Genomic DNA, 12,574 nt, shown 5'->3' with positions numbered 1-12,574 from the left:
CGCCGATTCCTCATTTCGCAAATACGCATGAAAACGAGCCGAAGGCGAGACCCAGGAGGGCGCACGACGTCGATCGTTGTAATGGTTCTTGCGGAATGGCTGCCCGGGGACCGACCATGTGGTCGACGCTCACGTCGGGCAACTCGGAGAACACTACGTAGCCCCTCCCGGAGTGTCAACCCGTGACGGCGGGCCTCCGCCAGGTCTACTCTGGGTGACGTGACTACACGTGCGTACGCCCAACTGTGGTGGGCCGCCTGAGGGCGGCCGTACATACGCATGTACTCGACGGCCGCCGCCTCGGCGGCCGTTTCTCGTTCTCCCCCTGGAGGATCCGGAGCCCGGTCGCCGGGTCGGCGGTCCTGACCAGGAGGCGGAGAAATGACGAGGATCTTCAGCGGGGTCAAGCCGACCGGGCATCTGACCCTGGGGAACTACCTGGGAGCCGTCCGGCAGTGGGCCGAGGTCGACCAGTTCCGGGCCGACTCCCTCTTCAGCATCGTCGACCTGCACGCCCTGACCGTGGACCACGATCCCGGGCGGGTGCGCAGGCTCAGCAGGCAGGCGGCGACGCTGCTGCTCGCGTCGGGCATCGATCCCGAGCGGGCGACCGTCTTCGTCCAGAGTCATGTGGACGAGCACGCCCGGCTGTCGTATCTGCTGGAGTGCGTCGCGACGGACGGCGAGATGCGGCGGATGATCCAGTACAAGGAGAAGTCCGTACGGGAACGGGCGCGGGGCGGGAGCGTGCGGCTGTCGCTCCTCACCTATCCCGTGCTGATGGCCGCGGACATCCTGGCGTACGGCGCGGACGAGGTGCCGGTCGGTGAGGACCAGACCCAGCACGTCGAGCTGACGCGGGATCTCGCGGTGCGGTTCAACCAGCGGTACGGGCAGACCTTCGTCGTACCGCGGGCCACGCCGCCCAAGGTGGCCGCGCGCGTCATGGACCTCCAGGACCCGACGTCGAAGATGGGCAAGTCCCACGAGGCCGGTGCCGGGATCGTCTATCTGCTCGACGAGCCGGACGTCGTCAGCAAGAAGATCATGCGGGCCGTCACGGACAGCGGCAGCGAGATCGTCTTCGACCCCGAGTCAAAGCCGGGGATCTCGAACCTGCTGGAGATCCTCGCGTCTTGTCAGGGCGGCAATCCGGAAGCCTTGAGCGGTGCGTATGAGTCGTACGGCGCGTTGAAGAAGGACACCGCGGAGGCCGTGGTGGAACTGCTCAGGCCCGTACAGCTGCGGCACAAGGAGCTGGTGGCGGACCCCGGGTATCTGGAGGGGGTGCTGCGACGGGGGGCCGAGCGGGCTCGGGGCATGGCCAAGCCGACGGTGGACGGGGCCTATCGGGCGATCGGGCTGCTGCCGCCGGTGAACGAGGCGCGGTAGGCGCGAGGGCTGGTGGCGAGGCGCGACGCGAAGTGCTGGCGCATCGTGACCTCGCTGCCGAAGCCCGCGCGGCGGGCCACCTCGGGCATGGGGAGGTCGGTGCGTTCGAGGAGTCTCTGCGCGGCCACGACGCGCTGGTCCAGGAGCCAGCGGAGCGGGGTCGTGCCGGTGGCCGCCGTGAAGTGGCGGGCGAAGGAGCGCGCCGACATGCCCGCGCGGGCGGCGAGGTCGGTGACGGCGAGCGGTTCGTGGAGGTGCCGGAGGGCGTACTCGCGGACGGAGGCGAGGGCATCGGCGTCGCGGTCGGCGCGCGGGGTCGGGTGCTCGATGAACTGGGCCTGGGTGCCGGACCGGAAAGGGGCGGTGACCATCGACCGGGCGATGGTCGCGGCGGCTTCGGAGCCGTGGGTGGTGCGGACGAGGTGCAGGCACAGGTCGATGCCGGCGGCCGTGCCCGCCGCGGTCCAGATGTTGTCGTCCTCGATGAAGAGGGCGTCGGGTTCCACGGTGACGCGGGGGTGGTGGGCGCGGAGCAGGTCGACGAGGTTCCAGTGGGTGATCGCTCGGCGGCCGTCGAGCAGTCCTGCCTGGGCGAGGGTGAAGGCGCCGCCGCAGAGTGCGGCGACGGTGATCCCTCGGGTGTGCGCCTCGCGCAGGGCTTCCAGGAGGGGCCGCGGGGCGGGCGTGAGGTGGTCGTCCAGGCCGGGGACGACGACCAGGTCCGTGCCGGTGAGGCCGGTCAGCCAGTCGAGGGTGCGGTCGGGGGTGAGGGTCAGGCCGCCTCGGATCGGTACGGGTGCGGGGTCGGCCGCGACACGGCGCAGGTCGAAGGCGGGCACGCCTCGGTCGGTCCGGTCGGTGCCCCAGACCTCCGTGATGACGGAGACGTCGAACGCGCGGACGCCGGGGAAGGTGAGGAGGGCGATGCGCTGGGGGGCTGGTGCACGCGGTGGGGCGGGGTGACTCGGCACCTTGGCAGTAAACCATCGATCGCTGTCTTTTCTGCTGCTGGGGCGGTGGGGTGCGGGGCGGCAGCATCGGGGGCATGGAGATCGCAGCGAACGCAGCACTGGTCGTGGTGGACGTACAGAAGGGGTTCGAGGAGGAGGAGTTCTGGGGGGCTCGGAACAACCCGGGGGCCGACGACAACATCGCGTCGTTGATCGACGTATGGCAGGCGACGGGGCGGCCGGTCGTCTTCGTACGGCATGACTCGCCGAAGCCGGAGTCGCCGTTGCGGCCGGGGTACGTGGGCAACGGCTTCAAGGAGTACGTCGAGGAGCGGCGGGGGAAGGGCGCCGGGGACGAGTTGCTGGTGTCCAAGACCGTGAACTCGGCCTTCTACGGCACGCCGGATCTGGACGCCTGGTTCAAGGCCGCGGGGATCACGCAGGTCGTGGTGGCCGGGATCCAGACCAACATGTGCGCGGAGACGACGGCGCGGATGGGCGGGAACCTGGGGTACGAGGTGGTGTTCGCGCTGGACGCGACGTACACCTTCGATCTGGTGGGGCCCTTCGGCTGGCGGTGTGCGGCGGAGGAGCTGGCGCGGGCCACGGCTGTTTCCCTGCACGGCGGGGGCTTCGCGCAGGTGGTGACCACGGAGACGGTGCGGGGTGCGGCCGCGCGGTAGGGCGGTAGGGCGGCCGACCGGGGCGGTCAGGTGTTGTTGCCGGAGGCCAGTTCGCGGCTGCGGTCGCGGGCCGCTTCCAGGGCGGCGATGAGGGCGGCGCGTACTCCGTGGTTCTCGAGTTCGCGGATGGCGTTGATCGTGGTGCCCGCGGGGGACGTGACGTTCTCGCGGAGCTTCACGGGGTGCTCGCCGCTGTCGCGGAGCATCACGGACGCGCCGATCGCCGCCTGGACGATGAGGTCGTGTGCCTTGTCGCGGGGCAGGCCGAGGAGGATGCCGGCGTCGGTCATGGCCTCGACCAGGAAGTAGAAGTAGGCGGGGCCGGAGCCGGAGAGCGCGGTGCAGGCGTCCTGCTGGGTCTCGGGAACGCGGAGGGTCTTGCCGACGGCGCCGAAGATGGCCTCCGCGTGCGCCAGGGCGGCGGAGGAGGCGTGGCTGCCGGCCGAGATGACGGACATGCCCTCGTCGACGAGGACGGGAGTGTTCGGCATGACGCGGACGACCGGGGTCGACTCGGTCAGGCGCTCTTCGATGAAGGCGGTGGTGATACCGGCGGCGGCGCTGATGACGAGGCGGTCGGGGGTGACGTGGGGGGCGAGTTCGTCGAGCAGCTTGGCCATGTCCTGCGGCTTGCAGGCGAGGATCAGGGTGTCGGCCTGCTTGGCGGCTTCGGCGTTGGTCACGGGGGTGACGCCGTAGCGGGTGCGGAGTTCGTCGGCGCGTTCCTGGCGGCGGGTGGTGACCAGGAGGTCGGCGGGTGCCCAGCCGCCGCGGATCATGCCGCTGAGCAGGGCTTCACCGATCTTTCCGGTGCCGAGGACTGCGACTTTCTGGCTCGTGTTGCTGCTCATGAACGGGGGCCTCCGGGGTTGCTTCGTCCGGGGGCCATCCTCGCATCGGTGCACCGGGGGCAGTGGGGGTGTCCGGTGGGCGGGATGTGGGGGCGAGGGTGGGGGTCGGGGGCGGGGTCGGGGGAGTTACGTCGTGCGGCGGCGGAGGGTGGCCGCGCCGAGGGCGAGGACCGGGAGGGCGCTGCCGGCGACGATCACGACGTCGCGGATGAAGTGGCCGGTGACGTCGGGGTTGTGGACGACCTGGTTCATGCCGTCGACGGCGTACGACATGGGGAGGACGTTGGAGATCCACTCCAGGATCGGCTGCATGGTGTCGCGTGCGGCGAACAGGCCGCAGAGCAGGAGCTGGGGGAAGATCACGGCCGGCATGAACTGGACGGCCTGGAATTCGGAGGAGGCGAAGGCCGAGACGAAGAGGCCAAGGGCGGTGCCGAGGAGGGCGTCGAGCAGGGCGATCAGGAGGAGCAGCCACGCGGAGCCGGTGACTTCGAGGCCGAGGGCCCAGAGGGCGAGTCCCGTGGCGAGGACGGACTGGATGACGGCGAGGGCGCCGAAGGCGAGGGCGTACCCGGCGATGAGGTCGCCTTTGCCGAGGGGCATGGCGAGGAGCCGTTCGAGGGTGCCTGAGGTGCGTTCGCGGAGGGTGGCGATGGAGGTGACCAGGAACATCGTGATGAGCGGGAAGATGCCGAGGAGTGAGGCGCCGATGGAGTCGAAGGTCTGCGGGCTGCCGTCGAAGACGTAGCGCAGGAGGAGCAGCATCACGCAGGGGACCAGGATCATCAGCGCGATGGAGCGCGGGTCGTGGCGGAGCTGGCGCAGGACTCGCGCGGCGGTGGCGAAGGTGCGGTAGGCGTTCATGGGGTGCTCCTGGGGGCCCTGGCTGTGGCCGTGGTTCCGGCCGTGGCCGCGTGGTGTGCGTCCGCTTCGTCCACGAGGTGGAGGAAGGCCTCTTCGACGGTGTCGGAGTGGGTGCGGGCGCGCAGGGCGTCGGGGGTGTCGTCGGCCAGGAGTTCGCCGTCCCGCATGAGGAGGAGGCGGTGGCAGCGTTCGGCCTCGTCCATGACGTGGGACGAGACGAGGATGGTGGCCGCGCGGTCGGCGGCGATGGTGTGGAAGAGCTGCCACAGGTCGCGGCGGAGTACGGGATCGAGGCCGACCGTCGGTTCGTCGAGCGCGAGGAGTTCGGGGGCGCCGAGGAGCGCGACGCCGAGTGAGACGCGGCTGCGCTGGCCTCCGGAGAGGTGTCCTGCGAGGGAGCCGGCGTGCGAGGTGAGGGCGACGTCGTCCAGTACGCGGGTTACCTGGTCGCGGCGGCGGTCGGCGGCGGTGCCCGGGCCGGGGTCGAGGATGGCCGCGAAGTAGTCGAGGTTCTGGCGGACGGTGAGGTCGTCGTAGACGGACGGGCTCTGGGTGACGTAGCCGACGCGGGAGCGGAGGGCGGGGGCGCCCGCGGGGTGGTCGAGGACTTGCAGGGTGCCGGTGACATTGGCCTGGGTGCCGACGATCGCCCGCATGAGCGTGGACTTGCCGCAGCCGGAGGGGCCGAGGAGTCCGGTGATTCGGCCTCGCGGGACGGTGAAGTCGAGGCCGCGCAGGACGGTGCGGGAGCCTCGGACGACGGTGAGGTCGCGGGCCAGGACGGCGGTGGCTTTCGCCGGGGCTGGTTGGGGCCCCGTCGTGTCCGGGCCGGGCGCCGGACTCCCCTTATTCACCATGTGATGAATAATCCTCCCGGCGGCAGGGGTCGTCAACCCGATCCGGTCGGGTGGCCGAGGCGCGGGTCAGCGCTTGCGGCGGTTGCGGGGGTTGCCCGTGCGGCGGGCCGTGCGCTTCTCGTACTGGTCGCGGGCCTCGTCGTACTCCTCGCGGTGCAGTTTCTCGCCCGGGGCCTCCGAGAAGGACCGGAAGAAGTACGCGAGGAGGGTGCCGACGAAGCCGATGGTCATCAGGCCGCGCGTCGAGGACTGGGATGCCGCGTCGTGACGGCGCGAGAACCCCTCCCACGTGCGGCGGAAGGCGAGGGCGCTGCAGATCGCGAACATCACGACGACCAGGAGGTTCACGAACGTGCCGACGGCCGCGATGGCCAGTCCCTCGTAGGCGAAGCGCAGCACGAAGCAGCCGATGGCCGCGGCCACGAGCGAGCCGATGGCCACGCCGACCCGCCGGGCGCCGTAACCGCCGTCGTGGGCCACCCAGGTCGTCCCGAAGAAGCGGAGCGGCTCCGGTTGCGGGCCGGGTGCCGTGCCGGAGGTTGTGGCCGTACTACCTGGGGGCGGTGTCTGGGGAGCGGGGTCTTCAGTCACCCTTTGATTATCGCCTGTCGCCCTGCGGGACCCGGCGCGCGTACAGGCGCGCCCTATTCGTCCCCCGCCTTGCCAGAGCGCACGCCCCGGCCGCTAGTTTGGGCAGCGAAACGTTGCATCGGTGAACGCGGGGGAGGTCGGTGAGCATGTCGCTCCGTGGAGGAGACCCGGAGGAGATCGGCGGATACCCGCTCGAGTCGCGTCTCGGTTCGGGCGGCATGGGCACGGTCTTCCTGGGGCGCTCGGCGTCCGGCCGTCCCGTCGCCATCAAGCTGATCCACCAGCAGTTCGCGGACGACGACGAGTTCCGGATCCGGTTCCGGCAGGAGGTCGCCGCGGCCCGCCGGGTCAGTGGCGCGTTCACCGCCGCCGTGATCGACGCCGACCCCGAGGCCGCGCACCCGTGGATGGCGACCACGTTCATCGAGGGCCCCACCCTCGCCCAGCGCATCGCCGAGCACGGCCCGATCGGCGGTGCCGACCTGCGCAGGCTGGCCATCGGGCTCACCGAGGCGCTGCGCGACATCCACCGCGCCGGTGTCGTGCACCGGGACCTCAAGCCGTCCAACGTGGTCCTCTCCCCCGAGGGCCCCCGGGTCATCGACTTCGGCATCTCGCGCGCCGCGGACCAGCAGACGCTGACGATGACGGGCCGGGTGATCGGCACGCCGCCGTTCATGTCGCCCGAGCAGTTGCAGACGCCGCGCGGCGTCGGGCCCCGCTCCGACGTCTTCTCGCTGGCCACGCTGCTGGTGTACGCGGCGACCGGGCAGGGGCCCTTCGACGCGGACAGCCCCTACATGACGGCGTATCAAGTCGTGCACGAGCCGCCCTCGTTGGGTGCCGTGCCGGGCGCGCTGCGGCGCGTGGTCGAGCCGTGTCTCGCGAAGGACCCTGACGACCGGCCCTCCGCGGACGAACTTCTCGTACGGCTGCGGGACCTGCCGTCCGATCTCGGCGGTACGACGGGGCCTGCCGCGGGCCCGCGCTGCACCCATGAGACCGACACGCAGCACCACCTCGCGGCGGACGACGACACTCCGGCGCCCGCTCCCGCAGCTACGGCTTCCCCGCGCTCCACCGAGACCGGGACCCTCCTCGGGCGCCGGCTGCGCCGCCGTTGGCGTCCCGCGCTCGCCGCCGCCGTGGCCGTGGCCGCGATCGGTGGCGGGGTCGCGATGATGCGGGCGGGCGACTCGGGCGGGTCCGGCGCCGACGCCGGAGACCGGGGGCGGGACATCGCGGCCGCCGGGGCGCGGCTCCCCGGCGGGTTCGAGCCGTGGCGCAAGACCGTGCCGGGCGGCCGCGCCGACATCCCGGACGAGCTGCGCTGCGAGGCACGCGGGGACGCGTTGTTCTGCGGGGGCGGCGGTGTCGTCGCCGCGCGGCTCAGGCTGTCCGACGGGTCCCGCGTCTGGACGGAGAAGAGCCCCGGCGTGCCCACACAGGGCATGCACATGGTGGGCGTCACCGACGACACGGTGCTCGGCTACCGCCTCGCCGCCGAGGACGACCCGGTCAACCCCGCCACCGAAGTGGTCGCCATCGACGCGGACAAGGGCAAGGAGCTGTGGTCCGTGCCGTCCGGCGCCCAGTCGACGGCCGTCACGAACCGTACGCAGGACGCCGTGGTCGTCAACTCGACCGTCGTGACGATCGACGCGTCCAACAGCCGCTTCGAGGCGCGGCGGGCGCACAGCGGGAAGGTCGCCTGGAAGCAGCCGTTCCCCGCGGGCAAGCAGTGCGCCCCGGTCACGGCGGGCACGCGCCTGTACGCGATGTGCGCGCCGCGCGCCGAACTGGCCGCGAGCGAGGTGCGCCACCCCGACCTGCGCGTCGTCGACCTCGCGTCGGGGAGCCTCGGCGAGCCCGTCGCCGTCCGGGGGCCCGCCGTGCCGGTCGGCACCGCGGGCGACAGCCTCGTACTCCTGCACGAGCGGCGTGAAGGGCCCGCGCTGGTGGGCTACGACGGGGTGACGCGGGTCGCCCGGGACTCCCACGAGGCCACGTACACGCGGCTGCCGAAGACGTACGACGGGACGCCCGGGATGGCGGACGGCACCGTCTTCGTGACCGGGCAGACCGGGCTCGTCACGGCGCTCGACCCGGCGACCGGCAGGAAGAAGTGGTCCCGGCAGACGGGTGTGGAGGGGCTGTCCGGACCGGTGTCCGGGGACGGCGACGGGATGCTGTACTTCAGCTCGGCCAGCGGGCGCGTCGCCGCGCTCACGTCCCGCAAGGGCGAGCAGCGCTGGGCCACGAACCCGCGGGCCGACGGTCTCGCGGGCGAGGTGGGCGCCAGCCCGCGCGTGAGCGTCAAGGGCGGCGTGGTGGTCGTGGCGGCCGCCAAGAACACGGTGTTCGCCTTCGACGCGACGAAGCCGCCGAAGTCCGGCTGAACGCTGACGTCCGGCCGGACCCGCACCCGGGATCAGGGATCAGCAGCGCGGTGCCACGTACCCGCTGCTGCCCGTGCGGACGTACGTGTCCGAGACGTAGCGGCCGCTGCCGATGCGGTCCCAGATCTTCGACGTGCCGGTCGGGCCCGTCACCGTCTCCCCCGGCTTCTGGCAGGCGATGGTGACGCGTGAGCCCGCGCTGAGACGGCCGACCTTGCGGTACGACGTGCCCGGTCCTGAACGGACGTTGACGTCCGCGGCGATCGGGTAGCTCCGCGCGGCCGGCGCCTCGACGGTCTCTTCCGGCTCGATGGCCTCGATGGCCGCGATTGCCTCGACGGTCTCTTCCGGCGCCATGACGTTCTCGCTCACAGTGCTCTCCCCCCGTACACGAGGACGCGGGCGCGCCCTCGGTGCGTATCTCACACCAAGGACGCGCCCGCGTCCCGAACGGTTTCCGTGTGTCGCCCCGCGAAGGGCCTTCGCTCAGCCGAGCTTCGACACGTCCCGGACCGCGCCCTTGTCGGCGCTGGTCGCCATCGCCGCGTACGCGCGCAGAGCAGCCGAGACCTTGCGCTCGCGTGCCTTGGGCGCGTACACGCCGCCGAGCGCCGCGCGGCGGGCGGTCAGCTCCTCCTCAGGGACGAGGAGTTCGATCGAGCGGCCGGGGATGTCGATGCGGATGCGGTCGCCGTCCTCGACGAGCGCGATCGTGCCGCCGGCCGCCGCCTCGGGGGAGGCGTGGCCGATGGACAGACCCGACGTACCGCCGGAGAAACGGCCGTCGGTGACCAGGGCGCAGGTCTTGCCGAGACCGCGGCCCTTCAGGAAGGAGGTCGGGTAGAGCATCTCCTGCATGCCGGGGCCGCCCTTGGGGCCTTCGTAGCGGATGACGACCACGTCGCCGTCCTTCACGACCTTGTTGAGGATCTTCTCGACGGCCTCTTCCTGCGAGTCGCAGACGACCGCGGGGCCCTCGAACGTCCAGATCGACTCGTCGACGCCCGCGGTCTTCACGACGCAGCCGTCCACGGCGATGTTGCCCTTGAGGACGCCGAGACCGCCGTCCTTGGAGTAGGCGTGCGCGACATCGCGGATGCAGCCGCCCGCGGCGTCCGTGTCGAGGGTGGCCCAGCGCTCGGACTGCGAGAAGGCCTCGGCGGAACGCTTGCAGCCGGGCGCCGCGTGCCACAGCTCGTTCGCCTCGTCGGAGGCGGAGCCGGACCGGATGTCCCAGGTGTCCAGCCACTCCTTGATGGAGGGCGAGTGGACGGTGTGCACGTCTTCGTTGAGGAGGCCGCCGCGGTAGAGCTCGCCCAGGAGCGCGGGGATGCCGCCCGCGCGGTGCACGTCCTCCATGTAGTACGTGGTGGTGGGCGCCGCGTTCGGGGCGACCTTGGCGAGGCAGGGGACGCGGCGCGAGACGGCGTCGATGTCGCCCAGGTCGTAGTCCACCTCGGCCTCGCGGGCCGCGGCGAGCAGGTGCAGGATCGTGTTCGTCGAGCCGCCCATGGCGATGTCGAGGGCCATGGCGTTCTCGAAGGCCGCGTGGGTGGCGATGTTGCGCGGCAGGACGGAGGCGTCGTCGCCGTCGTAGTAGCGCTTGGTGATGTCGACGACCGTGTGCCCGGCCTTCTCATACAGCGCCTTGCGGGCGGTGTGCGTGGCGAGGACCGAGCCGTTGCCAGGCAGGGAGAGGCCGATGGCCTCGGTCAGGCAGTTCATCGAGTTGGCGGTGAACATGCCGGAACAGGAGCCGCAGGTCGGGCAGGCGTTCTCCTCGATACGGAGGATGTCCTCGTCCGAGATGCTCTCGTCGACTGCGTCACTGATCGCGTTGACCAGGTCGAGCTTGCGGACCGTGCCGTCGACCAGTGTGGCCTTGCCGGCCTCCATCGGGCCGCCGGAGACGAAGACCGTCGGGATGTTGAGGCGCAGGGCGGCCATCAGCATGCCGGGGGTGATCTTGTCGCAGTTGGAGATGCAGATCAGGGCGTCGGCGCAGTGGGCCTCGACCATGTACTCCACGGAGTCCGCGATCAGGTCGCGGGACGGCAGCGAGTACAGCATGCCGCCGTGGCCCATCGCGATGCCGTCGTCCACGGCGATCGTGTTGAACTCGCGCGGGATGCCGCCGGCCTCGCGGATCGCGTCGGAGACGATGCGGCCGACCGGCTGCAGGTGCGTGTGGCCGGGGACGAACTCCGTGAAGGAGTTGGCCACGGCGATGATCGGCTTCCGCCCGATGTCGGCCCCGGGTACACCGGAGGCGCGCATAAGGGCGCGGGCGCCCGCCATGTTGCGGCCGTGGGTGACTGTGCGGGACCTGAGCTCGGGCATGGTCGCTCGCTCCTTCAGGGAATGGCAGGGATTCCGGCGATATACGGAGGGACAAGACTGCCATCGAGCGTACGCCGCGGCTCCAGGATCCGGACAGGGTGTCCGGATGGCGGGACGGCCGTCTCACTCCCCCGTCAGGTGCCCCTGCACCACCGGAGCCACCCGCGCCACGAGCTGTTCCACGTCCGCCGAGGCCAGCGGTTCGATCTGGATCACGTACCGGAGCATCGCGACGCCCACCAGCTGCGCGGCCGCGAGCTCGGCCCGCAGTTCCGCGTCCGGTACGTCGAGGCGGCCCGCGATGCGCCCGAGGAGCTGGGTGGAGATGAGGCGGCGGAAGACCGCGGCGGCCGTTTCGTTGTCGACCGCCGAGCGCACGATGGCGAGCAGCGGGGCGCGTGTCGCGGGGTTCTCCCAGACGCCGAGGACGAACCGGGTGAGGCGCTCGCCGACCCCGTCGAGCGGCCCGTCGTCGATCGCGGCGGGCGCTTCCAGTGCCGGGGCGAAGGCGATGGTGATGGCCGCCTCGAAAACCTGCTCCTTCGTACCGAAGTAGTGGTGTACGAGTGCCGAGTCCACGCCCGCGGCCTTGGCGATGCCGCGTACGGACGTCTTCTCGTAGCCGCGTTCGGAGAATTCCTCGCGGGCCGCGCGCAGGATCTGGTCGCGCGTCGCGGGGCCGGTCTCCGTCTGCGTACGGGACGGACGTCCCCGGCGCCGCGGCGCGGTGGCCTCCGACGGCGTGCCGGGGGCGGTCACGTGCGTGGCACCTTCACCGCGGACGCGAGGTGCAGCCGCGTGAAGGCGAGGGCCTCGGCGAGGTCGGCCTCCCGTTCGGCGCTGGACATCGCGCGGCGCGTGTTGACCTCGATGACGACGTGCCCGTCGAAGCCGTTGACCGCGAGGCGCTCCAGGAGCTCGGCGCAGGGCTGCGTGCCGCGGCCCGGGACGAGGTGTTCGTCCTTGGCGGAGCCCTTGCCGTCGGCGAGGTGGACGTGGCCGAGCCGGTCGCCCATGCGGTCGACCATGTCCATCGCGTCGGCGCGGGCGGTCGCGGTGTGCGAGAGGTCGACGGTGAAGTGGCGGTAGTCGTCCTTGGTGACGTCCCAGTCGGGTGCGTACGCGAGCATCTCGCGGTCGCGGTAGCGCCAGGGGTACATGTTCTCGACGGCGAACCGTACGTCCGTCTCGTCGGCCATGCGCCAGATTCCGTCGACGAAGTCGCGGGCGTACTGCCGCTGCCAGCGGAACGGCGGGTGGACGACGACGGTCGACGCGTCGAGCTTCTCCGCGGCGGCCTTCGCGCGCTGCAGCTTGACCCACGGGTCCGTGGACCAGACGCGCTGCGTGATGAGCAGGCAGGGCGCGTGGATGGCCAGGATCGGGATCCGGTGGTAGTCGCTCAGTCTGCGCAGGGCCTCGATGTCCTGGCTGACGGGGTCGGTCCAGACCATGACCTCGACGCCGTCGTAACCCAGGCGCGCGGCGATCTCGAAGGCCGTCGCCGTCGACTCCGGATAGACCGAGGCCGTCGACAGGGCGACCTTCGCATCCGGGATGCGCACCACTGGTTCTGCCACGAGGGACAGCGTACGGGCCGCGCCGGGGCGCCGGGGAGGTGGCCTCGTACCGCCCCGGTCGGGGCCC

General features: G+C 71.5%; 12 protein-coding genes. 3 read left to right on the top strand and 9 right to left on the bottom strand.

Annotated elements, in window-relative coordinates; all coding sequences use genetic code 11:
- Window positions 1-381: 381 nt before the first annotated feature.
- Window positions 382-1,392, top strand: coding sequence for a tryptophan--tRNA ligase (gene trpS, locus NOO62_RS22840; RefSeq protein ID WP_268772755.1), 1,011 nt, complete (start codon window positions 382-384; stop codon window positions 1,390-1,392).
- On the opposite strand, the gene NOO62_RS22835 is transcribed toward trpS, so the two are convergent.
- Window positions 1,347-2,363 (bottom strand): GlxA family transcriptional regulator, encoded by a 1,017-nt coding sequence (locus tag NOO62_RS22835; RefSeq protein ID WP_268772754.1) that lies wholly within the window; start codon window positions 2,361-2,363, stop codon window positions 1,347-1,349. The two genes, trpS and NOO62_RS22835, sit on opposite strands and share 46 nt — an antisense overlap.
- 74 nt (window positions 2,364-2,437) lie before the next feature.
- Between NOO62_RS22835 and NOO62_RS22830 the strand changes: the two genes are divergently transcribed.
- The gene (locus NOO62_RS22830) at window positions 2,438-3,025 is read left to right on the top strand and encodes a cysteine hydrolase family protein (RefSeq protein ID WP_268772753.1); all 588 of its coding nucleotides are present in this window, start codon (window positions 2,438-2,440) and stop codon (window positions 3,023-3,025) included.
- A gap of 26 nt (window positions 3,026-3,051) precedes the next feature.
- On the opposite strand, the gene proC is transcribed toward NOO62_RS22830, so the two are convergent.
- The 4 genes from proC to NOO62_RS22810 all read right to left on the bottom strand — a co-directional run bounded on the left by proC (window position 3,052) and on the right by NOO62_RS22810 (window position 6,188).
- Window positions 3,052-3,876 (bottom strand): pyrroline-5-carboxylate reductase, encoded by an 825-nt coding sequence (gene proC, locus NOO62_RS22825; RefSeq protein WP_150170691.1) that lies wholly within the window; start codon window positions 3,874-3,876, stop codon window positions 3,052-3,054.
- Between the two features lie 126 nt (window positions 3,877-4,002).
- Window positions 4,003-4,740, bottom strand: coding sequence for an ABC transporter permease (locus NOO62_RS22820; RefSeq protein WP_268772752.1), 738 nt, complete (start codon window positions 4,738-4,740; stop codon window positions 4,003-4,005).
- Window positions 4,737-5,597 (bottom strand): ABC transporter ATP-binding protein, encoded by an 861-nt coding sequence (locus tag NOO62_RS22815; protein WP_268772751.1) that lies wholly within the window; start codon window positions 5,595-5,597, stop codon window positions 4,737-4,739. The genes NOO62_RS22820 and NOO62_RS22815 overlap by 4 nt, the downstream gene beginning before the upstream one ends.
- A gap of 66 nt (window positions 5,598-5,663) precedes the next feature.
- Window positions 5,664-6,188, bottom strand: a complete 525-nt coding sequence (locus tag NOO62_RS22810) for an EamA/RhaT family transporter (protein ID WP_268772750.1) — start codon at window positions 6,186-6,188, stop codon at window positions 5,664-5,666.
- Window positions 6,189-6,334: 146 nt separating this feature from the next.
- Here NOO62_RS22810 and NOO62_RS22805 point away from each other — a divergent pair, with 146 nt between their 5' ends.
- A complete protein-coding gene (locus NOO62_RS22805; protein WP_268772749.1) occupies window positions 6,335-8,587 on the top strand; it encodes a serine/threonine-protein kinase in 2,253 nt (750 codons plus the stop codon).
- Window positions 8,588-8,626: 39 nt separating this feature from the next.
- Here NOO62_RS22805 and NOO62_RS22800 read toward each other — a convergent pair whose 3' ends face one another.
- The 4 genes from NOO62_RS22800 to NOO62_RS22785 form a co-directional block, all read right to left on the bottom strand.
- Window positions 8,627-8,944, bottom strand: coding sequence for an SH3 domain-containing protein (locus tag NOO62_RS22800; protein WP_414931005.1), 318 nt, complete (start codon window positions 8,942-8,944; stop codon window positions 8,627-8,629).
- Between the two features lie 129 nt (window positions 8,945-9,073).
- The gene (gene ilvD, locus NOO62_RS22795) at window positions 9,074-10,927 is read right to left on the bottom strand and encodes a dihydroxy-acid dehydratase (protein ID WP_268772747.1); all 1,854 of its coding nucleotides are present in this window, start codon (window positions 10,925-10,927) and stop codon (window positions 9,074-9,076) included.
- A gap of 123 nt (window positions 10,928-11,050) precedes the next feature.
- On the bottom strand, window positions 11,051-11,686 hold the full coding sequence (locus NOO62_RS22790; RefSeq protein WP_268772746.1) for a TetR/AcrR family transcriptional regulator: 636 nt from the start codon (window positions 11,684-11,686) through the stop codon (window positions 11,051-11,053).
- Entirely contained in the window at window positions 11,683-12,507 is an 825-nt protein-coding gene (locus NOO62_RS22785) for a sugar phosphate isomerase/epimerase family protein (RefSeq protein WP_268772745.1), read from the bottom strand. The genes NOO62_RS22790 and NOO62_RS22785 overlap by 4 nt, the downstream gene beginning before the upstream one ends.
- Window positions 12,508-12,574 lie beyond the last annotated feature (67 nt).

It is taken from the genome of Streptomyces sp. Je 1-369 (genome assembly GCF_026810505.1).
Taxonomy (GTDB): domain Bacteria; phylum Actinomycetota; class Actinomycetes; order Streptomycetales; family Streptomycetaceae; genus Streptomyces.
The sequence above is the reverse complement of the archived record's forward strand: the minus strand, read 5'-3'. Positions and strand labels throughout refer to the sequence as shown.